At 70.4% G+C, this 24,902-nt stretch carries 23 protein-coding genes; 9 read left to right on the top strand and 14 right to left on the bottom strand.

Going from position 1 to position 24,902, the window contains the following annotated elements; genetic code table 11:
- Positions 1-98: 98 nt before the first annotated feature.
- The 4 genes from ABZ453_RS08530 to ABZ453_RS08515 form a co-directional block, all read right to left on the bottom strand.
- Positions 99-581: a DUF5990 family protein gene (locus ABZ453_RS08530; RefSeq protein WP_359012912.1), complete on the bottom strand. Its 483-nt coding sequence runs from the start codon at positions 579-581 to the stop codon at positions 99-101.
- A 236-nt stretch (positions 582-817) separates the two neighbouring features.
- A complete protein-coding gene (locus ABZ453_RS08525; protein ID WP_359012910.1) occupies positions 818-1,357 on the bottom strand; it encodes a DinB family protein in 540 nt (179 codons plus the stop codon).
- A 115-nt stretch (positions 1,358-1,472) separates the two neighbouring features.
- Positions 1,473-2,756, bottom strand: coding sequence for an MFS transporter (locus ABZ453_RS08520; protein WP_359012908.1), 1,284 nt, complete (start codon positions 2,754-2,756; stop codon positions 1,473-1,475).
- A complete protein-coding gene (locus ABZ453_RS08515; RefSeq protein WP_359012906.1) occupies positions 2,753-4,132 on the bottom strand; it encodes a rhodanese-like domain-containing protein in 1,380 nt (459 codons plus the stop codon). Before ABZ453_RS08515 ends, ABZ453_RS08520 begins: the two co-directional genes overlap by 4 nt.
- An 86-nt stretch (positions 4,133-4,218) precedes the next feature.
- Between ABZ453_RS08515 and ABZ453_RS08510 the strand changes: the two genes are divergently transcribed.
- The 3 genes from ABZ453_RS08510 to ABZ453_RS08500 all read left to right on the top strand — a co-directional run bounded on the left by ABZ453_RS08510 (position 4,219) and on the right by ABZ453_RS08500 (position 6,874).
- Positions 4,219-4,896, top strand: a complete 678-nt coding sequence (locus tag ABZ453_RS08510) for a metalloregulator ArsR/SmtB family transcription factor (RefSeq protein ID WP_359012904.1) — start codon at positions 4,219-4,221, stop codon at positions 4,894-4,896.
- Positions 4,893-5,996, top strand: a complete 1,104-nt coding sequence (locus tag ABZ453_RS08505) for a cysteine desulfurase family protein (protein ID WP_359012902.1) — start codon at positions 4,893-4,895, stop codon at positions 5,994-5,996. The genes ABZ453_RS08510 and ABZ453_RS08505 overlap by 4 nt, the downstream gene beginning before the upstream one ends.
- 509 nt (positions 5,997-6,505) lie before the next feature.
- Positions 6,506-6,874, top strand: coding sequence for a hypothetical protein (locus tag ABZ453_RS08500; protein WP_359012900.1), 369 nt, complete (start codon positions 6,506-6,508; stop codon positions 6,872-6,874).
- A gap of 462 nt (positions 6,875-7,336) precedes the next feature.
- Here ABZ453_RS08500 and ABZ453_RS08495 read toward each other — a convergent pair whose 3' ends face one another.
- Positions 7,337-8,254, bottom strand: a complete 918-nt coding sequence (locus ABZ453_RS08495; RefSeq protein WP_359012899.1) for an alpha/beta hydrolase — start codon at positions 8,252-8,254, stop codon at positions 7,337-7,339.
- An 87-nt stretch (positions 8,255-8,341) separates the two neighbouring features.
- On the bottom strand, positions 8,342-9,349 hold the full coding sequence (locus tag ABZ453_RS08490; protein ID WP_359012898.1) for a sigma-70 family RNA polymerase sigma factor: 1,008 nt from the start codon (positions 9,347-9,349) through the stop codon (positions 8,342-8,344).
- A gap of 595 nt (positions 9,350-9,944) precedes the next feature.
- On the opposite strand from ABZ453_RS08490, the gene ABZ453_RS08485 reads away from it, so the two are divergent.
- Positions 9,945-10,631 carry a hemerythrin domain-containing protein gene (locus ABZ453_RS08485; protein WP_359012896.1) on the top strand — a complete coding sequence of 229 codons (687 nt, stop codon included), beginning with the start codon at positions 9,945-9,947 and terminating at the stop codon, positions 10,629-10,631.
- A gap of 43 nt (positions 10,632-10,674) precedes the next feature.
- On the opposite strand, the gene ABZ453_RS08480 is transcribed toward ABZ453_RS08485, so the two are convergent.
- The 3 genes from ABZ453_RS08480 to abc-f all read right to left on the bottom strand — a co-directional run bounded on the left by ABZ453_RS08480 (position 10,675) and on the right by abc-f (position 14,692).
- Complete coding sequence (locus tag ABZ453_RS08480; RefSeq protein ID WP_359012894.1) at positions 10,675-11,238, bottom strand: CGNR zinc finger domain-containing protein; 564 nt, start codon at positions 11,236-11,238, stop codon at positions 10,675-10,677.
- Positions 11,239-11,349: 111 nt separating this feature from the next.
- A complete protein-coding gene (locus tag ABZ453_RS08475) occupies positions 11,350-12,978 on the bottom strand; it encodes an ABC-F family ATP-binding cassette domain-containing protein (RefSeq protein WP_359012892.1) in 1,629 nt (542 codons plus the stop codon).
- 79 nt (positions 12,979-13,057) lie between these two features.
- Positions 13,058-14,692: a ribosomal protection-like ABC-F family protein gene (gene abc-f / locus ABZ453_RS08470; protein WP_359012890.1), complete on the bottom strand. Its 1,635-nt coding sequence runs from the start codon at positions 14,690-14,692 to the stop codon at positions 13,058-13,060.
- A 418-nt stretch (positions 14,693-15,110) separates the two neighbouring features.
- Here abc-f and ABZ453_RS08465 point away from each other — a divergent pair, with 418 nt between their 5' ends.
- From ABZ453_RS08465 to ABZ453_RS08450, 4 genes are all read left to right on the top strand, one after another.
- Positions 15,111-15,833 (top strand): molybdopterin-dependent oxidoreductase, encoded by a 723-nt coding sequence (locus tag ABZ453_RS08465; RefSeq protein WP_359012888.1) that lies wholly within the window; start codon positions 15,111-15,113, stop codon positions 15,831-15,833.
- Positions 15,781-16,449, top strand: coding sequence for a cytochrome b/b6 domain-containing protein (locus tag ABZ453_RS08460; protein WP_359012886.1), 669 nt, complete (start codon positions 15,781-15,783; stop codon positions 16,447-16,449). The genes ABZ453_RS08465 and ABZ453_RS08460 overlap by 53 nt, the downstream gene beginning before the upstream one ends.
- A 312-nt stretch (positions 16,450-16,761) precedes the next feature.
- Positions 16,762-18,378 (top strand): tannase/feruloyl esterase family alpha/beta hydrolase, encoded by a 1,617-nt coding sequence (locus ABZ453_RS08455; protein ID WP_359012884.1) that lies wholly within the window; start codon positions 16,762-16,764, stop codon positions 18,376-18,378.
- 44 nt (positions 18,379-18,422) lie between these two features.
- Positions 18,423-19,016: a DUF308 domain-containing protein gene (locus ABZ453_RS08450; protein WP_359012882.1), complete on the top strand. Its 594-nt coding sequence runs from the start codon at positions 18,423-18,425 to the stop codon at positions 19,014-19,016.
- Positions 19,017-19,096: 80 nt separating this feature from the next.
- Here ABZ453_RS08450 and ABZ453_RS08445 read toward each other — a convergent pair whose 3' ends face one another.
- The 4 genes from ABZ453_RS08445 to ABZ453_RS08430 form a co-directional block, all read right to left on the bottom strand.
- Positions 19,097-19,942, bottom strand: coding sequence for a cytochrome P450 (locus tag ABZ453_RS08445; protein ID WP_359012881.1), 846 nt, complete (start codon positions 19,940-19,942; stop codon positions 19,097-19,099).
- Positions 19,943-20,085: 143 nt separating this feature from the next.
- Complete coding sequence (locus ABZ453_RS08440; protein WP_359012878.1) at positions 20,086-20,223, bottom strand: hypothetical protein; 138 nt, start codon at positions 20,221-20,223, stop codon at positions 20,086-20,088.
- Positions 20,224-20,361: 138 nt separating this feature from the next.
- A complete protein-coding gene (locus ABZ453_RS08435; protein WP_359012876.1) occupies positions 20,362-21,216 on the bottom strand; it encodes a Bax inhibitor-1/YccA family protein in 855 nt (284 codons plus the stop codon).
- A 179-nt stretch (positions 21,217-21,395) separates the two neighbouring features.
- Positions 21,396-21,863 carry an SsgA family sporulation/cell division regulator gene (locus tag ABZ453_RS08430; protein WP_359012874.1) on the bottom strand — a complete coding sequence of 156 codons (468 nt, stop codon included), beginning with the start codon at positions 21,861-21,863 and terminating at the stop codon, positions 21,396-21,398.
- A 300-nt stretch (positions 21,864-22,163) separates the two neighbouring features.
- On the opposite strand from ABZ453_RS08430, the gene ABZ453_RS08425 reads away from it, so the two are divergent.
- Positions 22,164-23,051 carry a hypothetical protein gene (locus ABZ453_RS08425; protein ID WP_359012872.1) on the top strand — a complete coding sequence of 296 codons (888 nt, stop codon included), beginning with the start codon at positions 22,164-22,166 and terminating at the stop codon, positions 23,049-23,051.
- 65 nt (positions 23,052-23,116) lie between these two features.
- On the opposite strand, the gene ABZ453_RS08420 is transcribed toward ABZ453_RS08425, so the two are convergent.
- Positions 23,117-24,814, bottom strand: coding sequence for an amidohydrolase (locus ABZ453_RS08420; protein ID WP_359012871.1), 1,698 nt, complete (start codon positions 24,812-24,814; stop codon positions 23,117-23,119).
- Positions 24,815-24,902 lie beyond the last annotated feature (88 nt).

Raw genomic sequence — 24,902 nt, 5'->3', positions numbered from 1 at the left:
TCCAGTCCATCCTTGGGCCGGGCAGCCACCCGAGCACATCGCGCAATAGTGAGCGGCGCGTGTTACCCAGACGACATCCATGAGCCCCGGGGCTGTCCCTAGTCGGCAGGTTCGGCGGTCCAGGCGATGGCCGGAGGGACGACACGTGCGCACAGGGGGCAGCTGTGCGCGTCGGTCAGGCCGAGGCGTCCGACGAGCAGGCCGGTGTGTACTGCGGAGGCGAGTACGTCGTCGGGGACGGCGCCGAGCAGGAGCTTGGCGCGGCGGAACATGGTGAAGGTGCCGGGCTCGTCGACGGTGCCCCACGACAGGTAGATGAATCGTTCGCCCGGACGTCCCTGGACATAGGGGCCTTTGATGTCCGTGCCGGTGGGCATGGCGGCTGTGGTGCTCGACAGCGTCCAGGTCGCGGAAGCGGCATCGCCGGGCTGGATGTCGAGGAGTTCTTTGGGGCGGGCGCGGCGTTGTACGGCGACGTGGACGTTGCGGTACGTCTGGACGCTTCCGCCGCCGGATACTCGGGGCGAGCAGGTGAGGCCGGGCAGGTCGACGGCGTCGATGCGGATACGCAGGTCGCTCATCGATTCCACCCTCCCAGCCGGGGTTCACACGGGTTCCGAGTCTGCCAGCAGGGAGGCGAAGGTGGAGCGGCCCAGGGCCTCGGCCCGGTCCTAGGGGATGACCTTGCCGGTGAAGTCGGGGTGCCGGTAGGCGGATCTGCGTCGACTGCATCGCCCTGTGCCAGGAGATCCTGCGCCAGCTCTCCGGCGCAGGTCGCGCCCAGGGCTAGGGGGAGTGGACGGTGGAGCACCGCACGTCACCGTTCGCCGGTCAGGGTGAGCTGCCGGTGGTGGAAGTCGAAGTGCTGCGTTGGGTACCGGTAGAGGTCCGCGATGGTCATGACGTCTTGGAAGTACGGGTCCCAGCGGGTCGGGTAGTGCATGGCGAGTGCGAAGTCGGCCTCCCGCTCGGCGTCGAGACGGCGGTGCAGCCAGGCGATCACCCGGTCGAACGTCACTGCCATCCGGCGCCGGCCGACGATCCTGGTGCCGCCGACCGGGCCCAGGTAATTGACGACGTGGAAGGGCTTGGTCGCGGCGTTCAGCATCCGGGCGAAGGCGCGGCTCGCCCCCGGCGGCAGCCGTCCGAACACCCGCAGCAGTGCCAGCAGGGGGCGGATGAGGATGTAGCCGAAGAGCATGTGGAACAGCAGCTGCTCGTTGGTCCACCGGGTTCCCTCGGTACGCCGGCGCAGGTTGGTGTCGGTGGCCCCGTCGAGCAGTTGGTGGAACGTCGTACGGGCCCGCTCCAGTTCCTCGTGGATCGCCCGACGGTCCACCGACGCCGTGTCTTCCACAAGACCCACCTGCCTTCCGGCTGCCGACACCCCCTCCATGATGGCTGCACACCGGGCAGGGTGTCTCAGCTGATGGGCGGCGCGAGATGCGACCTGTCGCGCCGCCCGTGGCGGGTCACCCAGCTGCTGTCCGGTGCTCGGTGATCCAGCGGGCGGCGAGTAGGCCGGAGGCGGCGGTGAGGACGGCGGCGGCGATGACGGTGGCGTTGAGGCCGAGGGTGTCGGCGAGGAGGCCCGCCACGAGGGCGCCGGCGGCGTAGCCGATGTCGCGCCAGAACCGGTACGTGCCGAGGGCGTTGGCGCGCCAGGCGGGGTGGGCGTGGTCGGGGATGGAAGCGATCAGGGCCGGGTACACCATGGCGGTGCCCAGGCCGAGGAAGACCGCGGAGAGGACCCCGGCGAGCAGGGGGCGGCCGAGCAGGGCGAGGGCGAGGACGAAGCCGACCGCCTGGACGAGCATGCCGTAGACGATGAGGGGTTTGCGGCCGATGCGGTCGGCGAGGTGGCCGGTGGCGATCTGGCCGAGGCCCCACAGGATCGGGTAGAGCCCCTTGATCAGGCCGACGGCCGCCAGACCGAGGCCGTGGTCGGTGAACAGGAGCGGGAAGACTCCCCAGGTCAGGCCGTCGTTGAGGTTGTTGACCAGGCCGGCCTGGCTGGCGCCGCGCAGGGAGCGGTTGCGCCAGGAGGTACGGGCGAAGGTGGCCTTGAGGCCGGTGTCCTCGTCGGTGGGCAACGGCTCGGTGTGGTGGGCGAGTTCGAGGGCGACGTGGGCGGCGGTGTCGCGGACGACGAGGGAGAGGGCGAGTCCGGCGGCGACGAAGACGACGCCGATGAGTTCGGGGGTGGGGCGCAGCCCGTGGGTGGTGGCCAGGTAGCCGGTGAGCAGGGCCGTGACGCCCACCGCCGTGTAACCGGCGGCTTCGTTGAGGCCGGTGGCCAGACCCCGGCGGGCGGGTCCGACCAGGTCGATCTTCATGTTGACCGTCATCGACCAGGTCAGGCCCTGGTTGAGGCCGAGCAGCACGTTGGCGGCGATGATCCAGCCCCAGGAGGGTGCCCAGGCGAGGGCGAAGGGGACGGGGATGCCGATCAGCCAGCCGGTGACCAGGAGTTGTTTGCGGCGGAAGCGGGCGGTCAGGGCGCCGGCGGCGAGGTTGGTGAGGGCCTTGGTGACGCCGAAGGCGATGATGAAGGAGAAGACCGCCAGGTCACTGGTCAGGCCGAAGGTCTCGGCGCCGATCAGTGGGACGGTGGTGCGTTCGAGGCCGACCAGTCCGCCCACGCAGATGTTGACGAGGACCAGCAGGGTGAACTGGAGCCAGTTCTCCCGCAGACCGAGGCGGACGGGCCTGCCGTGCGCCTCGGTCGGTGTGGTGGCGGGTGTGGTGGCGTTCACGAGGTGGTGTCCTCGGCGCCCTGGGCGAGCTGGTGGCGGTGAGCGGCCGCGTAGTCGGCCGGTCCGCCGTCGAGGACTGCGATGTCGGTGTGACCGGCGCGTTCGAGGAGGCTGGCGGCGGTCATGGCCCGCTCGCCGTGGCCGCAGGCGACGACCGGCCGAGTGGGGGCTTCGACGGCCTGGGTGGCAAGGCCGCCGAGCTCGATGCTGAGGGCGCCGGGGACATGGCCGGTGGCGAACTCGGCCTTCTGTCGTACGTCGAGGTAGGGGCGGTTTCCGGCGCGGTCGGCCGTGAGGAAGGCGGTGGTGGCCTGGGTGTTGCCGTCGGCGAGCCAGGCGGGCATGCCACCGGTCAGCCGGCCCGCGAGGCGTTCGTAGCCGATCTTGTACGACTGCCAGACCAGCTCGCTCAGATCCTGGTCGTCGTTCGAGACGAAGGCGAGCGGGGCGGTGTCGGGCAGGAGCCAGCCCAGCCAGGTGGCGAACTGGCCGCGCAACGGGATGGAGAGGGAGCCGGGGATGTGGCCGGCCGCGTAGTCGGACGCCGGGCGCACGTCGATGACGTGACCGCCATCGGCGAGCAGGGCCTTGACCCGTCCGGCGTCGAAGGCGGGCAGGAGCGGTTCCCCGCTCAGGACCGCGGGGCCGCGGCGGTTGGCCTCGGCGAGCCGGTCGAAGTAGGCCGGGTAGCTGCCCAGACTGCCCATCAGCTGTCGTACGAAGGCGTCCTCGTCCGGGGCCGCCAGCAGCGGGTTGGTCTGCTTCTGCGCGCCGATCGTGGAGGTGCGCTCGCTGCCGGGCGGGGCCGAGCAGAAGGATCCGGCTCCGTGGGTGGGCCATACCGAGGTCTCGTCCGCGAGTGCGGCCAGCCGCCGCAGCGAGCGGTACTGGGCGCGGGCCAGTTCCTCGGTGCGGTGGGTGCCGAGGAGGTCGGTGCGGGCGGCGGCGTTCACGATCAGCGAGCCGCCGGTGAAGACGCCGAGCTCGCGATCGCCGTCGAGCAGCAGGAAGGAGAGGTGCTCGTCGGTGTGGCCGGGGGTGGCCAGCGCGCGCAGGGTCAGGCCGCCGAGGTCGGTCTCGTCGCCGTCCGCCAGGGGCGCGTGGGGGAAAGCCCGCTGTCCTGCGGCGGACGCCAGCACGCGGGCGCCGTCGTCGTGGGCGAGCTGGACGGCGCCGGAGAGGAAGTCCGCGTGCAGGTGGGTGTCGGCGGCGAACGAGATGCGCAGTCCGCGCTGGGCCGCGGCCGCTTTCAGTGCCCGCAGATCCCGGCTCGCGTCCACGGCGAGGGCACGTCCGTCGCCGAGGTCGACGAGGTAGGCGCTGTTGCCCAGCCCCTGGTCGACCAGCGGTATCAGGTGGTCGTCGGCGAAGCCCATCGTGCGTCCTTCCGGAGGGGGAACCAGGAGGGCGGCACTGCCACCCTCCTTCAGTTACAATAATCCATAGATTTTTGGAGGAAGCAATGCGGGATGCCACCACCAGCGGCACCAAGGCCGCCCTCTACGACGCGTTCGCAGCCAGCGGCAAGGCGCTGGCCAGCGGAAAGCGGCTGGAGCTGCTCGATCTGCTGGCCCAGGGCGAGCGCACGGTCGATGCACTGGCGAAGGCGGCGGGGCTGAACCTGACGACCGCCTCGGCGCATCTGCAGACCCTCAAGCAGGCCGGGTTCGTGGCCACCCGACGGGAGGGCGTGCGCATCCACTACCGGCTCGCAGGCGACGACGTGGCCCAGCTGTTCGCGCTGCTGCGCAAGGTCGCCGAGACCCACCAGGCGGCCGTCCCCGTCGCCCGTGACGCCTACCTCGGCGAGGACGGCGCGGCAGAGGTCACCCGCGAGGAACTGCAAACCCGGGTCGAGGCCGGAGAGGCGCTGCTGCTGGACGTGCGGCCGGTGGAGGAGTACCGCGCCGGGCACATCCCCGGCGCACTGTCCATCCCGGTCGAGGAACTGGCCGAGCGGATCAGCGAGCTGCCCGAGCAGACGGAGATAGTCGTCTACTGCCGCGGCGAATACTGCGTCCTCGCCTACGACGCCGTACGCCTGCTGACCGACCGCGGACGGCGGGCGATCCGCCTCAACGACGGCATGCTGGAGTGGCGCCTTGCCGAACTCCCCGTCGACGCGGGGGACTTGGCGTGACGGGCGGGCATCCGGGGCTGGTGGGCGGGCCGGTCTACCTCGACTACAACGCCACCACCCCGGTGGACCCCCGGGTGGCCGAGGCGATGCTGCCGCACCTGACGGACCTTTTCGGAAATCCCTCCAGCAGCCACCCTTACAGCGCCGAACCAAGGGCGGCCTTGGCGGGCGCCCGAGCCGAGGTCGCCGCCCTGATCGGCGCCCGCGCCGACGAGATCGTGTTCACTGGGTCCGGCTCCGAGGCCGACCTGCTCGCCGTACGAGGCGCGGTCCTCGCCTCCGGTGGCTCGCACGTGATCACGCAGGTCACCGAGCACTCGGCTGTCCTGGAGACCTGCCGCGCCCTGGAGCGTCTGCACGGCGTGCGGGTCACCGTGCTGCCGGTGGACGGAGACGGACTGGTCGACCCGGCCGCGCTCGCCGAGGGGCTGGACGAGGAGACGGCCCTGGTGTCGGTGATGGCGGCGAACAACGAGACGGGCGCCTTGCAGCGGATTGCCGAACTCGCCGCCCTCGCCCGCAAGTTCGGGGCACTGTTCCACTGCGACGCCGCCCAGGCCATCGGGAAGATCCTCCTCCAGGTCCAAGAGCTGGGCGTGGACCTGCTCACCGTCGTGGGGCACAAGATGTACGCCCCGAAGGGCGCCGCCGCGCTGTACGTTCGCAACGGCGTGCGGCTGGAGCCGGTCGTCTACGGCGGTGGTCAGGAGCGCGGGCTGCGGGCCGGGACGGAGAACGTCGCCCTGGCCGTCGCCCTCGGCGCCGCGGCCCGAATCGCCGCCGACGAACTCGCGGACGGTGCTCCCGCCCGGATCGCGGCCCTGCGCGACGACCTCCACCAGCGGCTCACCGCCGCCCTGCCTGGCCGCGTCCATCTCAACGGCCCGGAGAAGAACCGCCTGCCCAACACCCTGAACGTCAGCATCGACGGCGCACTCGGCCACGAACTCCTCGCCGCCACACCCGAGATCGCCGCCTCCACCGGCTCGGCCTGCCACAGCGGCACCCACACTCCCTCCCCGGTCCTGACCGCCATGGGCCTGGATTCGGCCGTGCTCTGCGCGGACGTTCGAGGGCTGCCCGCCCGAGTCCGCGGGTAGACCGCACGAGGCCAGCGGCAACGTTGGCCCTAGATGGATGGCCGTCTCCCCGGCCGCCGCGAGGCGACCGGGTGACAAAATCCGGCGTACAGCCCGACTCGTCTGCCATCAGGGATTTGACCTGACCATTTGACCTGATCAGGGGCCTTCCCGCGCTGGGGCACTTCCCACTTCTACCTGGGAGTTCCCGCGAGTTCCCGTCGAAGTGTGCACGCGTTATGCACTGGGGCGGCCCGTCGGATCCTCGGTCGCGTGGTGCCGCTGCAGGCGCGTGAGGCGAACGTCGAGGGCCAGGGCGAAGTCGTCCAGGCCGAGCTGGTGCGGTGGGTGCTGCGCATGTCCTCGGACCGGGTGATCGTCGGCGAGGTTCGCGAGCCCGAGGTCATTCCGAGTGCAATGCGATGTCCCAGGGCAACGACGGTTCCTTGGGCATCTTGCACTCCTCCACGAGCCGTGGAGCGTTCACCAAGCTGGCCGCCCACGCCGTCCGGAGCCAAGAGCGGCTTCCGGTGGAGGCCACCAACCTGCTGGTCGCCACCCGCGGCCGTGACGACCAGCGCGTGGTGTCCTCCATCCGGGAGGTCGTCGACGCCGACGACAAGCAGATCGTCTCCAGCGAAGTCTTTCGGCCCGGTCTCGACCTGCGCGCGGTACCTGGTGTGCCGCTGCGCACCGAAACCATGCAGGAGCTTGAAGCGGCGGGGTTCCAGCCGGATACAGTCGGCCGCCCGAGTGGATGTGGCGCCAGCCATGACGGGGTACGTGCCACTGATGGGGCTACTGGGTTTCGGTGCCAGTTGCTGGCTGGTGCTCCTTATCCGTGCGTGGCGGCCTCCTGCCTCCACTGCTGGTCTGGCTCGCCCCCTGTGGCGACGTGAGCCGTGTCCGGCCGGTGGCTTGGTGGTCGCGGCCGGGGCCGGGCTGTTGGTCGGCGCCATGACCGGGTGGGTGGTCGGCGGGCTCTTGGCGGCCATGGGCGGCTGGTGTCTGCCTCGAATCCTCGGCCCCGGCAACGCTGAGCGAGAGCAGACCGTCCGGATCGAAGGGATCGCCGGATGGACGGAGATGCTGCGCGACACCCTTGCTGCCGCGGCCGGGCTGGAACAGACGATCCGCGTCATTCGGGCTCTGTCATCGATCACGGGGAGCCGTCACGGCGTGTCAGGATCAGCCTTCGGACACTGTCTCGCCAGATCGTCGGGAACGATCACCGGATCTTTGACGCCACCGCCGCTGCGGCGACAGGTCGGCAGTTCTCCGCTACTACGACGAGTGGTTTCCCACATCGGGTTCACGTGCGCGTGCTAGCCCGCACACGTGAACCTGATGACGGTGACCGCCTACGCGGCGCCGCCCGCGGGGGCAGTCTCCCGGACGAAGTCGCGGACAGCGGCCGTGAACCTCTCGGGCTCCTCGATGTGCCCCATGTGACCGCTGTTCTCCAGCACCAGCAGCCGTGAGTCGGGGATCAGCTCGGCGAGTTCGCGCCCCCACCGGATTCCGCAGATCACGTCGTGGCGGCCCACGATCACCAGGGCCGGTACCGTCAGCCCCTTCAGCGTGGCGCGGTCGTCGATGACATCGGGGGTGAGGTCCTCGTCCAGGCCCGAGATGTACACGGCCCGGACCGCGTCCCGCACCGGGGCGAGCCACTCCTCGTTGCCCCAGTAGTCCGCGAAGTAGGAGGGCAGTACGCCCCGTGCGACGGCCACGGTGTCCTCGTCGCTGGAGATGTTGGACATCGCTCCGAACGCAGCCAGCACGTCGGGCAGTCCGGGGTGGCCGGTGTGCTTCGCCACGAACGCCTCCACCATGCGGCCCGCCTCCTCTCCGTGCTCGGGGCCGGTGACGGGAGCGCCCTCGTAGAGCACCACGCCAGCCAGCTGCCCGGAGCGGTGCAGGGCGTGGTAGGCGGCCACGAAGGCGCCGTGCGAGTGCCCCAGCAGATGCACCCGGCCGACGCCCAGGCGGTCGATCAGCGTCTCCAGGAAGCCGCTGTAGCGCTCCCGGGTGTATCCGTGCGGGTGTGAGGCCAGACGGCTGTCCTCGGCGGTGCCCACGGGCTCGACGTAGACCATGGTCAGGTGCTCTTCGAGGGCCGGCGTCCGCATGTACTCCCAGAAGATGCCGGGGCCGCCCGAGTGGGCCAGGCACACCGGGCCGGTGCCGTGCACGTGATAGCTCTGTACGACGCCGTCCGTGCGGTAGGTGTGGGTTCCGGGGGCGAGCGGGTCGGTGTGCGCGGCGGATGTCGTCATCGGGTCCTCCATGGGTCCGCGGGTGTCTCGAACACCGACAAGACGCTTCGGGAGGAGGGAAGTTGGATCGAGTTGGTGTGAGTCAGGTCACATGGCGAGAGGGGGTGTCCGGTGGCGCGGGCGCACGTCGACCCCAGCCCCCCACGCCACCGCTGCGGGCCGTGGTGTGTGGTACAGCGAGACCCGGTCGAAGCGGCCGGCGTCCAGGGTGATGATCCACGCGACCCCGGGCGGGCAGTGGTCCGGATCGTCGGGCGGGCTGATCAGCTCCATCTCCCAGACGACCAGGGACCGGCCGGCGACCACGTGCGTCGGGCGCTGGCGCACTCCCGCCGCGAGGTCGGCGTCCATCCCGGCGAGCAGCAGATCGGCCCCGCCGAGCCGTTGTCCGTTCGCCGAGAGGGAGACCCCGGGCGTGTAGCGGTCCCTGACCACCTTGCCGAACTCGCCGCGTTCGGCGGCCGCGAGCGTCTCGTGCGCCTCGAACCAGCTGTTCTCGGTCCTGCGTACGGCGTTCTCGTGTGGCGTGTCCGCGGTGTCGGTGAGGGAACGGGAGAGGGCACCGCGGGCCTGGTTCAGTCGGCTGCGCACCGTGCGCACCGGAATCGCACAGGCCTCGGCGATCTGCTGGTACGAGGTGATCCCGGTGGAGAAGTAGCGCAGGACCAGCGGCAGGCGCAGAGTCGGGGACAGTGCCTCGACGGCCTCCCAGATCCAGTCCCGCAGCGCGTGGCTCTCCAGGACCTGCTCGGGTGTGCCACCGTCCGACGGCAGCGGTACCCATTCCCTGGGCTCGACCCGCCGGGAGGCGCGCAGCAGGTTCCGGCAGTTGTTGCGTACGACCATGCGGAGCCAGGGGCCCACGGCCTCCGGGCCCCGGACGTCCACGATCCGGCGCAGCGCCACCAGTGCCGTCTCCTGCATGACGTCGTCCACGTCCGGGCCGGGCCCCAGCATGCTGAGCGCCACGGCGCGCATCCCGGGCCGGTGACGTTCCAGCAGTGAGGCGAGGGCCGACACGTCGCCCGTCTGCGCGGCTCGGACCAGTGCCGCGTCCTCGACCGGCCCAGTGTCCCCAGGTGTTGTCCCGCTCATACCTCGTCCTCCCGGCCGTATGACACCTTTCCGCGATCGAGCCTAACCGCTCGGGGTTGGGCGGTCAGGTGTGAGCGGGCTGCCGGGCGGGATGAGGTGTGTGTCTGCGGAGGGCAGGAGCAGTGGCAGGGCCGGGGCGGCCTGTCTGGCACTCACGTCCGCTTGGACGGCCGCGGTGTCTCCCTGCCCGGGGCGCCGACGCGCTCGGCAACCGGGCCTCATGAGCTGCGGGGATGTCTTAGACGAAGGTGGTGTCGGAGGCCACTGCGGCTCCCCGTATCGACATCGGGTTCACATGTCCTTCCTTCCGTTTCGGTTGCCGCACCCGGGCCGCGCCGGGACCGACGGAGTGGTCCTGAAGAACGTATGAATACGCGCACTCGATGTCCGCGTTTTCAGACGTCAGGTTTCTAATAGGTCGGCAAACCTCGAACGGTCGCCCGGAGTGGAAACGGCGATGACATGTTGACACGTATGTTCTGTGATACGTTCCGTGACCGATCGTCCCGATGAGGCTGTTCGGCGAGTTCGACCTGAGTGTGTCCATCTCTCGCAGGTGTGGCACGGCACGGATACAGACATGGAGAGTCCGCGGATGTCCGCGACGCAGGTGCCGGTCGAGGAAGGCACCCGTTTTCTGGAGGAACTGCTCGCCGTCCATGCCGTCACGGCCCGGGGCGCCGAGCTGGTCGCCGGATCCTTCACCCGCTTGGCGGGCGGCGCTGCCGTCGACACGAAGACGCTGGTGACGACCGTACGGTGGTTGACCGGCCTGGTCCGCCACCACCTCGATCACGAGCACGAGGTGCTGTACCCGATGTCGGAGCTCAGGTCTCCCGAAAGGGCCCACAGCCTCGACTGGCTGATGGGGGAGCGGGACTGGCTGGCCGGGCGACTCGACGACCTGGAGGGTGCCGTTGTACGGATCGCCGAAGAGTGCCGTGCAGGCGGATCGGCGGACTTGGCGCGTGCGATGAAGGACGGCACGGTCGCCTCGCACGGGATCCGGGACGAGCTGGCCCGGCACTTCAGCACCGAGGAACCGCGGCTGCGGGACCGGTTCGCCGGCACCCCGGACGAGGACGTCGCGAGGTTGCGGCAGGCGGTCACCGACCGTCTTCCGTGCGGCGCGCCGCACCTGGTCTTCGGCTTCCTGGAGCATCCCAGACCGCTGCCCGGCCGGGACCAGGTGTACGTCCACTTCTCCGCGTCGGTGCGCCTGGCCCGGGGCATGCTGCTGTCCCGGTTCCGCAGGACCCTCAGGGACCTCGCCGCCGGCTGAGCCCCGGACTCGTCGGAAACGCGCACCACCCTGGTCGGGTGGGTCAGTGCGCGGCCCCGGCGGGCACGGTCTTCTTGCGCGCGCGATAGGCGGCGGCCTTGATCTTGTTGCCGCAGGACTCCATGCCGCACCACTGCCGGCGCATGCCCCGGGAGCGGTCGATGTAGACGCGCGTGCACTCGGGGTTGCCGCACTCCTTCATCAGAGGGACGTCCGGGCCGCTGAGCAGTTCCACGGCCTGGCGGGCGACGGTGGCCAGCGCCTGCTCGGGGCTCGCCTCGGTATGCCGCCCGGTCTGGGTGAGCTGCGGCGTCACAGGGGTCTTGCGCGCGGCCGCGTTGACCGCCTCAAGTGCCTTCGGGTCGAAGTCCTCGCCGAGGCGGCGGTCGGTGACGAGTTGGTAGACGGCCTCGCGTACGGCCGTAGCCTTCCGTACGTCGTCCTCCCCGCCCGGCGTGATCGTGTCAACGAGCCCGGACTCCAGGTACCAGGCGTCCAGCCGCTCGGGCGTCACGAACATCTCGAACCGGGTCGAGCGCCGGGCCCGGAGTGTGGCCGCGAAGTCGAGGACCGGATGGCCGCATACGAATACATGGTCAAGATTCACATCACCATCTTGACAGGTGACTGTAGTCGTCCGCAAGAGTTCGTCACCACTTCAGGTGGTGCCCGGACTGGTGTGCGCGGCCGGACCGGACCCAGGTGCCGGGCACCGCCGTCACCCCCGATCCGACTCCAGACGCAGTTCACGGCCCTGCCACCGGCCGCGCAGCCAGCGGTCGTGGCTGGCCACGACGATCGCTCCGGGGCCGGGTCCCAACGCTGCCTCCAGATCGTCGCACAGGGTGGGGGAGAGGTGGTTGGTGGGCTCGTCGAGGAGCAGCAGCTGGGGTGGCCGGGCCACCAGCAGCGCCAGCGCCAGGCGCCGGCGCTGCCCTACGGACAGCTCTCCGACCGGCTTGCCCAGATCCGCCTCGTGCAGCAGGCCCAGCGAGTGCAACGGCACCTTCGCGGCCCGGGGTGATCCCACCGACAGCCCGTACGTGTCCCGGACGCTGCGGTCCGGCCGCTCGAAGCGGGTGTCCTGGGTGAGCAACCCCACCGTCAGTCCGGGCCGCCGCCGCGTCTCGCCCTCGGCGGTGAGGCGTCCCGCGAGCACCGCGAGCAGTGTGGACTTGCCCGCTCCGTTGCCGCCGGTGAGCAGCAGCCGGTCCGTCGCCGACACGGCCAGGTCGATCGGCGCGAGCCGACCGGGCACCCGTGCCTCCAGCAGCGACACGAGCGGTCGCAGCCCCTCCCCCGTGTGTGCCGTCAGCTCGCCGGCCGCGAACCGCAGCGGGCGCGGCGGCTCGGCGACCTGGGCGCGCTCCAGCTCCTCCAGCCGCCGGGTGGCGTTGCGGACCCGGCGGGAGATCTGCTGCTGCACCCGCCCGGCCCGGTGGCCGTAGCCCATCTTCTCGTTGTCGGTGCGGCCCCGGTCCGGTGCGAGCCGGTGCGCGGTCACGCCTGCCGACTCGCGCAGGGCGGCCAACTCCTCCTGCTCCTCGGCGAACCGCCGTTCCCAGCGCTCCCGTTCGGCGTGTTTCGCGGACAGGTAGGCGCTGTAGTCGCCGCCGTGGCGGACCGGGCCGTCCACCGCCGGGTCGAGGTCGACGACATCCGTGCAGACGGCGTCGAGGAAGGCCCGGTCGTGACTGGCGGCGACCACGGTCCCGGGCAGGTCGCGGACCTGTTCCTCCAGGAAGGCGGCGGCCCCGTCGTCCAGGTGGTTGGTGGGCTCGTCGAGGAGCAGTGCGGAGGGCCGCCGTACCAACAGCGCGGCCAGGGCCAGTCGGCCGCGCTGCCCGCCGGAGAGCGAACCGAGCGTGCGGTCATGCCCGAACGCACCGAGGCCGAGGCCGTCCAGGACCAGTGCGGCGCGGCGGTGCGCGTCCCAGGCCTCCCGGTGCTGGGCCCGTTCGAGGCACCTGCCGTAGGCGTCGAGGAGGTCCTGGTGGGCGGGGTCGTCCTCGGGGACGGCGCTCAGGGCCTCGCCGAGGCGGTCCAGTTCCGCGAGGTCCTCGCGGGACTCGCGCAGGGCCTCGGCCAGGACCGCGGCGATGGTGGAGCCTGCGTCGAACGGCATCTCCTGGTGCAGGAAGCCCAGGTCGGCGGGGCGGGTGACGTTTCCGGCGTCGGGTTCCTCCACACCGGCCAGCAGCCGCAGCAGGGTGGACTTGCCTACGCCGTTCTCCCCGATCAGGCCGATGCGGTGGCCGGGGGAGGCGGTCAGACTGACGCCGTCGAGGACGCGGCGACCGCCCAGGGAGCGGACAAGGTTGTGGGCGAGCAGGGCGGGCTGGGGCATGGGTACCGTCCGACGTGAGGAGTGGGTCGGCCCGCCGGGCACAAGGCCTCGGGCGTGGGCCGTGTCACACGTCGGCGGCTCACACCGCGGGCGCTCCCGTCTCCCGCAGTGTCCCTTCGGCCAGCCGCAGCCAGCGGTTCACTCCGATCCGGGCCAGGAACCGCTCGTCGTGGCTGATCACCATGAAGGCGCCCTGGTAGGAGTTGAGGGCGCTCTCCAGCTGTCCCGCGCCAACCAGGTCGAGGTTGTTCGTCGGCTCGTCGAGCAGCAGCAGGTGCGGGGCCGGCTCGGCGCACAGCACACAGGCCAGGGTGGCGCGCAGCCGCTCGCCGCCGGAGAGCACCCCGACCGGCAGGTGGGCGCGGGCACCCCGGAAGAGGAACCGGGCGAGCAGGTTCATTCGCTCCGCCTCGGGCCGTTCGGGGGCGAACACGGCGAAGTTCTCCGCGACTGTGCGGTCCAGGTCGAGCAGGTCGAGGCGCTGCGAGAGGTAGGCGATCCGGCCTTCGTTGCGCCTGATCTCCCCACTGTCCGGGGCGAGTTCACCGGTGATCAGTCGCAACAGGGTGGTCTTCCCGGCGCCGTTGGGCCCGGTCAGCGCGATGCGCTCGGGGCCCCGGACGGTCAGGTGCACTCCGCCCGCCGCGAACACGTCCCGCTCTCCGAGGCGGACCTGCAGTCCCTCGCCGAGGAAGAGGTTGCGTCCCGCGGGCACCTGGGTGTCGGGCAGCTCCAGGGTGAGGCGCTGCTCGTCGCGGAGGGCGCGGCCGGCCTCGTCGAGGCGGGTCTTGGCCTCGCTGACCCGGGAGGCGTGCATCGCGCCGGACTTGCCCGCGGCCTCCTGGGCGCCGCGCTTCATGTTGCCCGCGAAGATCTTCGGCAGACCGGCGTTCTTGAGGTTCTTGGCGGCGTTGCCGGCTCTGCGCTCGGCGCGTTCCCGGGCCTGCTGCAACTCCCGCTTCTCCCGCTTCAGTTCGGCCTCGGCATTGCGGACGTTCTTCTCGGCGACCTCCTGCTCGGCGTGCACGGCCTCCTCGTACTCGGTGAAGTTGCCTCCGTACAGGCGCAGTTCGTCGCTTCCCAGCTCGGCGATGCGCTCCATGCGGTCGAGCAGCGCGCGGTCGTGGCTGACCAGCAGCAGGCAGCCGGTGAAGTCGGAGAGCACGGCGTAGAGCTTGTGCCGGGTTTCGAGGTCGAGGTTGTTGGTGGGCTCGTCGAGCAGCAGGACATCGGGGCGCCTGAGCAACTGGGCGGCGAGGCCGAGGGAGACGACCTGGCCGCCGCTGAGCGTGCTCAGGCTGCGGTCGAGCGTGAGGTCCGCCAGGCCGAGGCGGTCGAGCTGGACGCGGGTGCGCTCCTCGATGTCCCAGTCGTCGCCGATGGTGGCGAAGTGCGCCTCGTCGGCGTCCCCCGATTCGACGGCGTCCAGGGCGCGGATCACCGCGGCGACACCGAGCACGTCGGCGACGGTGAGGTTCCCGGTCAGGGGCAGGTTCTGCGGGAGGTAGCCGAGGGTGCCGCGGACAGACACCGAGCCTGTGGCGGGCTTCAGCTCACCGGCGATCAGCTTGAGCAGGGTGCTCTTGCCGGAGCCGTTGGGGGCGACCAGCCCGGTGCGTCCGGGAGCAGCGGTGAAGGACAGGTCGTGGAAGACGGGGGTGTCGTCGGGCCAGGAGAAGGCGACGTTCGAGCAGACGACGGAGGCGTCGGACATGGAATTGCCTCGGGGCGGTCACGGACAGAGAGACCTCTGCCCTGAACAGATGTGGGAAAAGGGGTACGACGGGACGGGCCACGTCAGCGGCGATCGTGCGCGCCTGCCAGTGGCCGTCAGCTCCGGATCTCATCCGGAGATGTCGTCTTCACCCACCACGTCTGCGACTCCTCGATGCACGGTCAACGGCCTATGAGCCTAGCATCCGGCGCCCCTCGCCCGGGTTCCGTCCGGGTCCGGACGGAACCGGTACACGTGTGCCGTGATCCGCAGGTCGTGTAGTTGACAGGCCTAGGGCGCACATGTCACGATCGTCACCTGTTAAGCAGGTGACGATGATGGGAGTGCTGTCCGTGTTCACACGTGTGGACTCGCGCGGGACTGTCCGGGATCGTCGCCGCGAAGGAGCGCACTGACCATGGCAGAAAAGCCGAAACGGGGGAGCGGGGGCCCGCCGGTGGGCCGGCGGGCGATGCTTGGAATGCTCGGCGCGGGCGCGGCGGGCCTCGCCACGGCGCCCTACCTCCAGCGCGGCTGGGAGAACTTCCTGGCCGCCGCGTCACAGGTCGACGCCACCGGCCTGACCGGACTGCTGCCCAATCCCGGCGGCTTCCGGTACTACAGCGTCGTCGGCTCGGTGCCGCACAAGGACGAGACGAACTATGCGCTGCGGGTCACCGGCCTGGTGGAGCGGTCCAGGAGCTACACCCTGGACCAGCTGCGCGCGATGCCGCAGACCCGGGTCGTCCACGACGTGGTGTGCACCGATGGATGGCGGGTGGCGAAGACACCCTTCGACGGTGTGCGGCTGGCGGACATCCTCGACGACGTCGGGGTGTCCTCCCTGGGTGCGGCGATCCGGTTCACCTGCTTCGACGGCGCCTACAGCGAGAGCCTCACTCTGGAACAGGCCCGTCGGTCGGACGTCCTGGTGGCGCTGAACATGCAGGACAAACCCATCACGCACGAGCACGGCGGTCCCGTCCGCCTCTACGTGGCACCCATGTACTTCTACAAGTCGGCCAAGTGGCTGTCCGGTATCTCGGTCACCGACAAGGTCGTCCCCGGCTACTGGGAGGAGCGCGGCTATGCGGTCGACGGCTGGCTCGACGACGCCGACCGGCACGGCGAGGGGATCTGAGGCGGCCGACCGGGTCCGCCGCTTCAGTCCCGCCGAACGCTGGATCCACCGCACCACCGGCCTGTTGATGCTGGTGTGCCTGGTCACCGCGGCCTGTCTGTACCTGGGACCGCTGGCCCAGCTCGTCGGACGGCGGCACCTGATGGTCACGCTTCACGAGTGGTCGGGCATCTCGCTGCCGTTGCCCTTCCTGCTGGGCCTCCTCTCCTCCGCCTTCCGTGCGGACCTGCGCCGGATCAACCGCTTCGCGGTGTACGACCGGCAGTGGCTGCGGGCCGTCCGCAGGCGCTGGCGCGGACCCGGGGCGCGCCCGGCCGGCAAGTTCAACGCGGGCCAGAAGCTCTACGCGGGCTGGATCGCCGGTGCCGTGCTGGTGATGATGTTCACCGGCCTGCTGATGTGGTTCATGGGGCTGCTGCCCTTCATCTCCCGCACCAGCGCGATCTTCGTTCACGACATCCTGGCCTGGGCGATCACCGGCGTCGTGCTCGGGCACATGCGCATGGCCTACGACGACCCCGAGGCGAGGCTCGGCATGCGCACCGGCTATGTCAGCCGGTCCTGGGCCGAGCGGCACCATGCGCGGTGGTTGGGGGAGGAGCACCGGGCTGAGTGACCGATGAAGCGGACAAGATACGTCGTATGACCTAACACGTTCATTACCGCGGCCGGTCCGGGTCGGTGGTGTGCCGACCGTCAACTGACTGATGTGCCGGCACACAGGATGCTGCCAGAGTGGGGACAGGTCGAGGTGCGGACGATCCGCACACATGAATTCGACACACCCTCTTTCGTCACCTCTTTAACAGGTGATAGTGTCTGGCTTGGTCTTCGACGGTGAGCCCGTCGGCCCGCTCACCGTTTCTGGTGTGATGCGCACATGTGTCGTCGCAGCCAGGCGCACACCTACTTCTTGGATGGGAAAGCAATGAAGAGAGTCCTGACTGTTCTCGCGGCGAGTGTGTCGCTGGCTGCCGCGGTGTATCTGCCGACCGCCTCGGCGGAGACCCGGACCACCGCCGTCTCCACACCCCCGGCCTGTGCGGCGCCGGTCGTCAAGGCCCCGTCCGGCACCAAGGTGGAGTCGGTGACCGCGGTGAGTCAGACCGGCGGCACCATCAAGGGCACCGGCCTCCTCGGCGGCGAGGTCTCCGGCGTCCCGGCCTTCTGCGAGGTGACGGTCGCCCTCACCCACCCGGGCGAGGGCGACCACGCCAAGGTGCAGACCTGGCTGCCCCTGACCAAGTGGAACGGCCGTTTCCAGGCCATCGGCGGCAGTGCCTACGGCGCCGGGGACAACGGGGTCGGTCTTGGCACCGCGGTCAAGAGCGGCTACGCGGCGACCACCACGGACGCCGGCATCGGCGACGTCCTCGACACGAGCTGGGTCCTGAACAGCAAGCACCAGGTCAACACCGCGTTGTTGAAGAACTTCGCCTCCCGCTCGCAGCACGAGGCCGCTGTCGTCGGCAAGGACGTCGTGAACGGGGTCTACGGCAAGCGTGCCGCCTTCTCCTACTTCACCGGCTGCTCCACGGGCGGCCGCGAGGGCTACGCGGAAGCTCAGCAGTACCCCGACGACTACGACGGCATCCTCGCGGACGCTCCCGCCATCAACTGGGACGAGTTCGAGGTCGCCACCCTGTGGCCGCAGGTGGTCATGAGCAACGAGAAGACCTACCCGACCGACTGCGAGTTCAAGGCGTTCACCAACGCCGCCGTCAAGGCCTGCGACGCGCTCGACGGTGCCAAGGACGGCCTGGTCAACGACATCTCCCGCTGCGACTACGACCCGCGCCGGCTGATCGGCACCAAGGTCGTGTGCGACGGCAAGGAGCTGACCATCACGGCCGCCGACGCCAACGTTGTCCGCAAGATCTGGGGCGGCCCGCGCACCACCTCCGGCAAGAAGCTGTGGTCCGGCGTTCCGATCGGCGCCGACCTCAGTGGCCTCGCCGGCAGCACGACGGGCACCGACGGCCAGACCGTCGGCGCGCCCTTCCCGGTGCCCGCCCTCTGGGTGCAGCTCTTCCTCAAGAAGGACCCGTCCTTCGACCTCTCGAAGATCACCTACGGTGACTTCACCAAGCTGTTCAAGCAGTCCGAGGTCGAGTACGACAAGGTCATCGGCACCGACGACCCGAACCTCTCCGCCTTCCACAAGTCAGGCGGCAAGCTGATCACCTGGCACGGCAGCGCCGACCAGTTCATCCCCGCGGCCGGCACCACGCAGTACCACGACCGGGTCGCGCGGGCGATCGGCAGCGCCAAGAAGACCGACGACTTCTACCGGGTCTTCCTCGCCCCCAACACAGCCCACTGCGGTCTCAACGGCGCCGACGGCTCGACCGACGGTCTGGCCGCGCTGACCTCCTGGGTCGAGCACGGCAAGGCGCCCAGGACTCTGCCCGCCACCCTCATCAACGCCAACGGCGAGCAGGTCGACCGTGACCTGTGTGCCTACCCCGCAGTGTCCCGCTACAAGGGCCACGGAGACACGGCCCAGGCCTCCAGCTTCCGCTGCGTCTCCCCGTCCCGGCACTGACCGGTCCGGCGACCGCCCCCTGACCTGAGAAAGGCCGAACGAACATGAGCACGCAGACATCGGCGGCGCCGGTGAACACCACGGGCGCAGGCGAACGCTCTTCCCTGCTGAGGCTGTACCTGGGCCGCGGTATCGTGGCCGTGATGTGGGCCCTGGTGTTCGCCAAGTCCCACGAGGATGTCGATGCCCTGGCCGTCACCATGCTGGTCGCTTACCCGCTGATCGACGCGGTGTCCTCGGTGATCGACCACCGGGCGACTCCCGACGGCTCCGAGCGCCGTGTCATCGCGTTCAACGGAGTGCTCAGCACGCTGGCCGCCATCGCGCTCGGCATCGCGGGCGCCGGCGGTGTCGTACCGGTGCTGCATGTGTTCGGTGCCTGGGCGTTCGTCTCAGGCGCTGCCCAGGTGGTCGTGGGGGTGCGGCGGCGCGGTCCCGAGCTGGGCAAGCAGTGGCCGACCCTGGTCTCGGGCACGCTGTCCTTCCTGGTCGGCATCACGTACAACATCCAGGCCGCAGGCGACAATCCCTCGCTCGACGTGCTGGCGGTTTACGCCACGGGTGGCGGGGTGTGGTTCATCCTCCAGGCCCTGCTGCTGGGCTGGAAGTCCCGCCAGCTGCGCACCCGCACCGCCTGACAGTCGTATCGTCCCTGACACCTCCCGGCCCGCGTCTCCACGGCGCGGGCCGGGACGTTTTCATGCGGTGAGCGCCGTTGTCAGGCGAGGCGGTAGCGCACCGGCAGGGACAGCACGCCACGGATGATGCCGGAGCCGATCCACTCCAACGAGCCGACGGACACCGTGAGTTCGAGTTCGGGGACGCGGGAGAGCAGGACCCGCAGGGCGATCGTCGCCTCCAGCCGGGTCAGCGGGGCACCCAGGCAGTGGTGGATGCCGTGTCCGAAGGCGAGGTGACGGGCGCCCGGCCGGGTGACGCCGAGCGCGGCGGGGTCGCCGCCTCCGGGCTGCGGTGCGTCATGGCCCGCCGAGCCGAGCGCGACGACGATCATGCCGCCCCGGGGCACGCGCACTCCGCCCAGCTCGATGTCCTCGGCCGCGTAACGGCTGGTGGAGCGCTCCACGGAGGTGTCGTGGCGCAGGAACCCCTCGACCGCGCCCGGAACCAGATCGGGCCGCTCGCGCAGCAGGGCGAGCCGGCCCGGGTGCCGCAGCAGGGAGAGCACGGCGTTGCCAAGCAGGTGCACGGTGCTCTCGTGCCCGGCGACGACCAGCATCATGGCTGTCCCGACGAGTTCCTCCTCGGTCAGCCGGCCGTCCTCCTCGTCGCGCACGGCGACCAGGGCGGACAGCAGGTCGTCCCGGGGAGCGTGCCGCCTTGCCCGCGACCAGGCCGGCCGGCATCCCGTGGAGACCGGCGAGCGCCGCGCGGTGCATGGGCGAGGCCACCTGGAGCGCTTGCCCGACCAGCGGCGGAAGTCGAGGTGGTGTTCCTCGGGGATGCCGAGGAGCTCGGCGATGACCGTGGCGGGCAGCGGGGCGTTGAAGGCCGACGAGGTCAGACGGCGCCGCCGGGTGTGGTCGGGAGGGTCGGCCTCCATCATCTGCGCGCCCAGTCCGACCGAGGGCTTGTGCAGGACGTATCCGGCGGTGGGCAGCGCCTCGGCGGCGGGCGTGGCGTCCTTGAGCAGGGCGGGGTGGGTCAGCGCCTACCGGGCCAGTTCGTGGCCGACGACCACCCAGCCCTTCAGTCCGAGGTGGAACTCGGCGGGATGGATGAGCCCAACTCCCGCAGCCGGGCATAGCGGGCGGGGGCGTCGGCCTTGAAGGCGGGGTCGATGACCACCCGACCGTCCCGGTACGGGCACTCCTCGTCGGGGCACATGACACGTTTCTCCCGTCCTCGCCGTCATGGTGAGAACGAACCGGGTGCCGGTGAGGCTCAGTCACCGGCCGGCGCACCGGAACGCCGAAGGGGCACGCACGGTGCGCGCCCCTTCGGCGTCGAGGAATCCGGGGGAACTCAGTTGTCGCTGTTGAAGAGGGTCAGCACGCGCAGCACCTCCAGGTAGATCCACACCAGGGTCGTGGTGAGACCGAAGGCGGCCAGCCACGCCTCCTCGCGCGGGGCGCCGTAGGCGATGGCGTCCTCGACCTGCTTGAAGTCCAGGGCCAGGAAGCCCGCGCCGAGCACGATGCCTATGACAGCGAAGAGGATGCCGAGGCCGCCGCTGTGGAAGCCCAGGCCGTTGCCCGCGCCGAAGGCGGAGAAGAGGAGGTCGGCGGCGAGAAGCAGCAGAAAGCCGGTCGCGGCGGAGGCCACGAACCCGGCGAACCGCCGGTCGACACGTATCCAGCGCATCCGGTACGCGAGGAGCACCGCGGCGGAGACGGCGAAGGTGCCGAGCACCGCCTGCACGACGACACCGGGGGAGAGGTATGTCGAGACCGTGCTGGAGAGCACACCGAGGAACACCCCTTCGAACGCCGCGTAGCCGAGGATCAGAGCTGGGGACGGCGTCTGCTTGTAGGCCTGGATCATCGACAGGACGAACGCGACGAGGGCCGCGCCCAGGGCGAGGCCGTAGGACCGGCCGAGGTTCGCCTCGTCGACCGGCAGCAGCAGCCAGGAGATCACGGCCGTCAGGGCCACGGTGCCGAGCGTCGTTCCGGTGCGGACGAGGACGTCGTCCATGGTGACGGCTTTGCCGGCGCCGCCCGCCAAGGTGCCGGCGCCGGGGGCGTAGGGGTTCGAGCGGTAGTCGTCCGCCGGGCCGGCGCCGACCGTGGCACCCACCGGGCGGCGCGTGGGGGAGTCGGCCGGGGCGGCACCCCGGGTGGCGCTCCAACGGGAAAGGTTCGGGTTGCTGGTCCTCATGTTCTCCTCCTCGTCCGCCGCACACTCGCGGCCTGCGGCAGAGCGTCGGCATCGGGTGCCCGGGTGGCATACGTGTGACGTAACCATGCACCGGGTCGACGACGGCAACCCTGTTCGTCACCACTCTGACAGGTGACGACCGGGGAGGCAAGTCATTCCGCTGCCTGATCCAGCGGCGCTTACTCGGAGGCTGTCGCCGGACCGCTGAGCAGCTCCATCAGGAAACCGTCCCAGTTCAGACCGGCCATCTCCGTCTCCGCCGGAGTGACCCGGTAGGTCGCCTCAAGCCACTCCACGAGGGCTGCGGTGGGCACCTCGAACAGCGCCTCCACCTCCTCCGATTCCAGGAGCAGCCAGGACGCCGGCCGCCCTCCGGGCAGCGTCGGCCACATCCGTACGTCACCGGAGCCGCTCATCGCCGTGGTGCCCAGGAGTAGCAGCTCACGCCCGATGAGCCAGACCAGACTCGGCCCGCGTTCGGCCAGGAACTCCACCGTGATCACGGCGGGCATGGCCGGGTCGAAGCGGAACTTCGCCCGCATCGGCAGCCGGGTGAACTCGTCGAGCATCTGGTCCAGTTCCAGGAAGAGCGACGGCACGAGGTCGGGCGCCGAACGCGCCCGCAAGGGTGACTGATCACGGTGCATCACGGGAGTTCCCCTCCAAGGGAAGAAGTCTGTGCCCATCACTCTTCGCCGCCCACGACGCCCGCACATCGGTCAGTTGACGGTCAGCGTCGGATGCGCGACCCGGCCCGACCACGGGGTGCGCCGGGGCATGAGGGGCCCCGGGACGGATCCCGCGGGCTGAACGGAGCCTGACGTAAGTCAAATGTCTGCGCGTGTATCTTCAACGCATACGTATCTCATTCGGCGCTGTGTCGGACGTGCCCGGACGGCTTCTCCGCCCCGGCCCTGCACCGCCGTGACTTGGGGGGACATCCGGACATGGCTTCACCCGACAAGAGCGCCCGCCAAGGCCGTCACCGCGCGGCCCCGGTCACCACCGGCCGCACCCGTGTGCTTCCCGCCGGGGCCTGGCTGGCGTTACCCGCGGCCGTGCTGGCCACCGCGGTGTCCGTCGGAGTCTGCGGCGCGACCGGAGCCCTCACAGGTGCGAAAAGCAGGCACACCGCCCGGCCGGCCGTCAGCGAGGAGGGCGGCAGGGGAGCCGCCCTGCCCGCGCGGCCCTCCGCGCCCGGCGCCACGTATTCCACCGCGCCGGGCGCCGGGGCGACCACTGCGAGCCCCGCCGGGATCCCCGGTCTGGGCCCGGCCATGTCGGCACGTGTCCCCGCGAACGCCCGCCAACTGGTCCTGGTCACCGGGCAGGACAAGAACTCCTTCCGCTCACAGGTGGTGCTCTACCGGAAGACGGACTCCGGGTGGCAGGGCGGCACCGCCTGGCCAGCCCACAACGCCCTCAAGGGCTGGACCGCCGACCACCACCTCGACGACCTCCGCTCGCCCGTCGGGGTGTTCACCCTCAGCGACGCGGGCGGTCTGCTGCCCGACCCCGGTTCCAAACTGCCGTACAGCCACTCCGGAGGATTCTCTGTCGGCGGCACCGGATTCGAGGGCGAAGCACTCGCCGGGTCCTTCGACTACGTCATCGCCATCGACTACAACCACGTCAAGGGCACGTCCCCGCTCGACTGGGGCCGCCCGCTGGGCGCGGCCAAGGGCGGCGGCATATGGCTGCATGTCGACCACGGCGGACCCACCCACGCCTGCGTCAGCCTGGCGAAGACACATATGAAGGACCTGCTGCGCACCCTCGACCCAGGGCTGCACCCGGTGATCGTGATGGGCGACGCGGCCTCGCTGGCGGAGTGACGCAGCACGGACCGCGCCCGTGACCGCGGAGAGACCGGTCACGGGCGGGGGAGTCCTCGGACCCGTCAGGTCACCGGCGGGAGTGCGGGGCCCGTCGTGCCCAACTGCTCGGTGGACACCACCGGCGGCACCGGCCAGGTCACGCCCTTCGGCGGCCAGCTCTGCCCGGTCGCCTTCAGGAACTCGGTCGGCGGCTCGTACAGCGGCGGCTGGTTCCCGTCCGGGATCATCGAGGCCCACGCGACGCCCTCGGTACGGTCCTTGAACTCCTGCTTCATCGCGTCCAGCAGGTCCGGCTGTTCGATCAGGTCGATCGCGCCCGCCGCGAGATAGCGTGCGGCCGACAGCAGGGCCTGATGGCCGATGGTGGTGGCCGCCGTCGCGGTGACACCCCAGTTGTGGTTCGGGATGCCGGGCGGGTAGGCCGCGGACAGCAGCACCGCCGTGGGCGTCTGCCAGCTGATGTCGGCGGTGTCGGTGGCCAGCCCGCCGGTGTACGCGGCGGCCGGGGGAGCGAGCGGGGTCAGCGCGGTCGGCATGCCCACCTCGGGCTTGCCCAGCGACTTCTGCACGGCCTTCGCCAGTGTGTGGTCGGCGTCCGTGAACTGCGGGGCGCCGATCTGCTGCATGTTGTCGTTGAGCAGCTCCGCGCCGGCCTTGTTCGCCAGCAGGTTCCAGGTCGCGGAGTGGAACTTGTGCACCAGTCGGGTCTGGCTGGCCTGCGCGGCGGCCTTCCCACACTCAACGATCTTGTCATACAGCACCTGAGCGCGCGCCGGGCTGCCCTCGCGGACGAAGAACCAGATGGAGCACATGTCGGGGGTCACGTTCGGCGCGCCACCGCCGTTGATGATCGCGTAGTGGAAGCGGCCCGAAGGGGCCACGTTCTTCTCCCGCAGGTACTCCGACATCGTCGCCATCAGCAGCGCGCCGTCCAGGCCGCTCTTGTTGCCAAGCGGGGTGCCGCCGTGCCCGGACGCGCCGAGGAAGGTGAAGGTGGCCGAGACCAGCGCGCTGGTGGTGTTCCAGAACGGCACCGTGATGTTGAAGGGGTGCCAGTCCAGGAACGCGTCGAGGCCGTCGTAGACGCCCTGCTTCACCGCATACGCCTTGCCGACGAGCTGTTCCTCGCCGGCGCTGCCGAACAGCCTGACCCGGGCCTTCAGCCCGTTCGCGCGGATCGCCCGCGCGACCGCGATGGCGGCGGCGGTGCCGCCCGCGCCCAGGGCGTTGTGGGCATCGCCGTGACCGGCGCCGTAGGTGGGGCCGTAGGCGTCGTAGTTGTAGACCAGGGGGTCATGGACGCCCACGCCCTTCTTCTGGGACAGGCCGGGCAGGGCGTCGTACTCGGCGTTGAAACCGATGACGGGGCCCTCGGTGCCGCAGGTGGCGACGAACGCGGTCGGGAAACCGGCCGAGCCCCACTCGACGGTGAAGCCGTTGTCCTTCAGCAGCTTGGCATGGGCGAGGGAGGACTTCCACTCGCGCAGCGACAGCTCCGCGTGCTGCCACACGTCGTCGCTGAGCCTCGTGATCGCGCCCTCGTTGGCCGAGATCCAGTCCAGCGCGGTCTGCTTGGCTGCGGTGTTCTTCGCCAGTCCTTCGGGGGCTCGGTACGAGGCGGGGGAGACCCCGGTCTTCTCGTCGTAGCCGAGGGTCGCGGCGAGCACGGGGTCGGCCTGGAGGATGGCCGCGGTGGTCGCCGTCGCGCCGAGGCCGAACATCTTCAGCAGGCGCCTGCGACCGGGTTGGAAGTCGTTCACGTCAGTCTCGTCCTCGAAGTGTGAGGGCAGAGCCGTACGACCGGCTCCGTGACATGTGGGTGTGACATGCCGCCAGTGATCATATGTG

Origin of the sequence: Streptomyces sp. NPDC005799 (genome assembly GCF_040630525.1) — a bacterium.
GTDB classification, from domain to species: Bacteria; Actinomycetota; Actinomycetes; order Streptomycetales; family Streptomycetaceae; genus Streptomyces; species Streptomyces griseorubiginosus_B.
The sequence above is the reverse complement of the archived record's forward strand: the minus strand, read 5'-3'. Positions and strand labels throughout refer to the sequence as shown.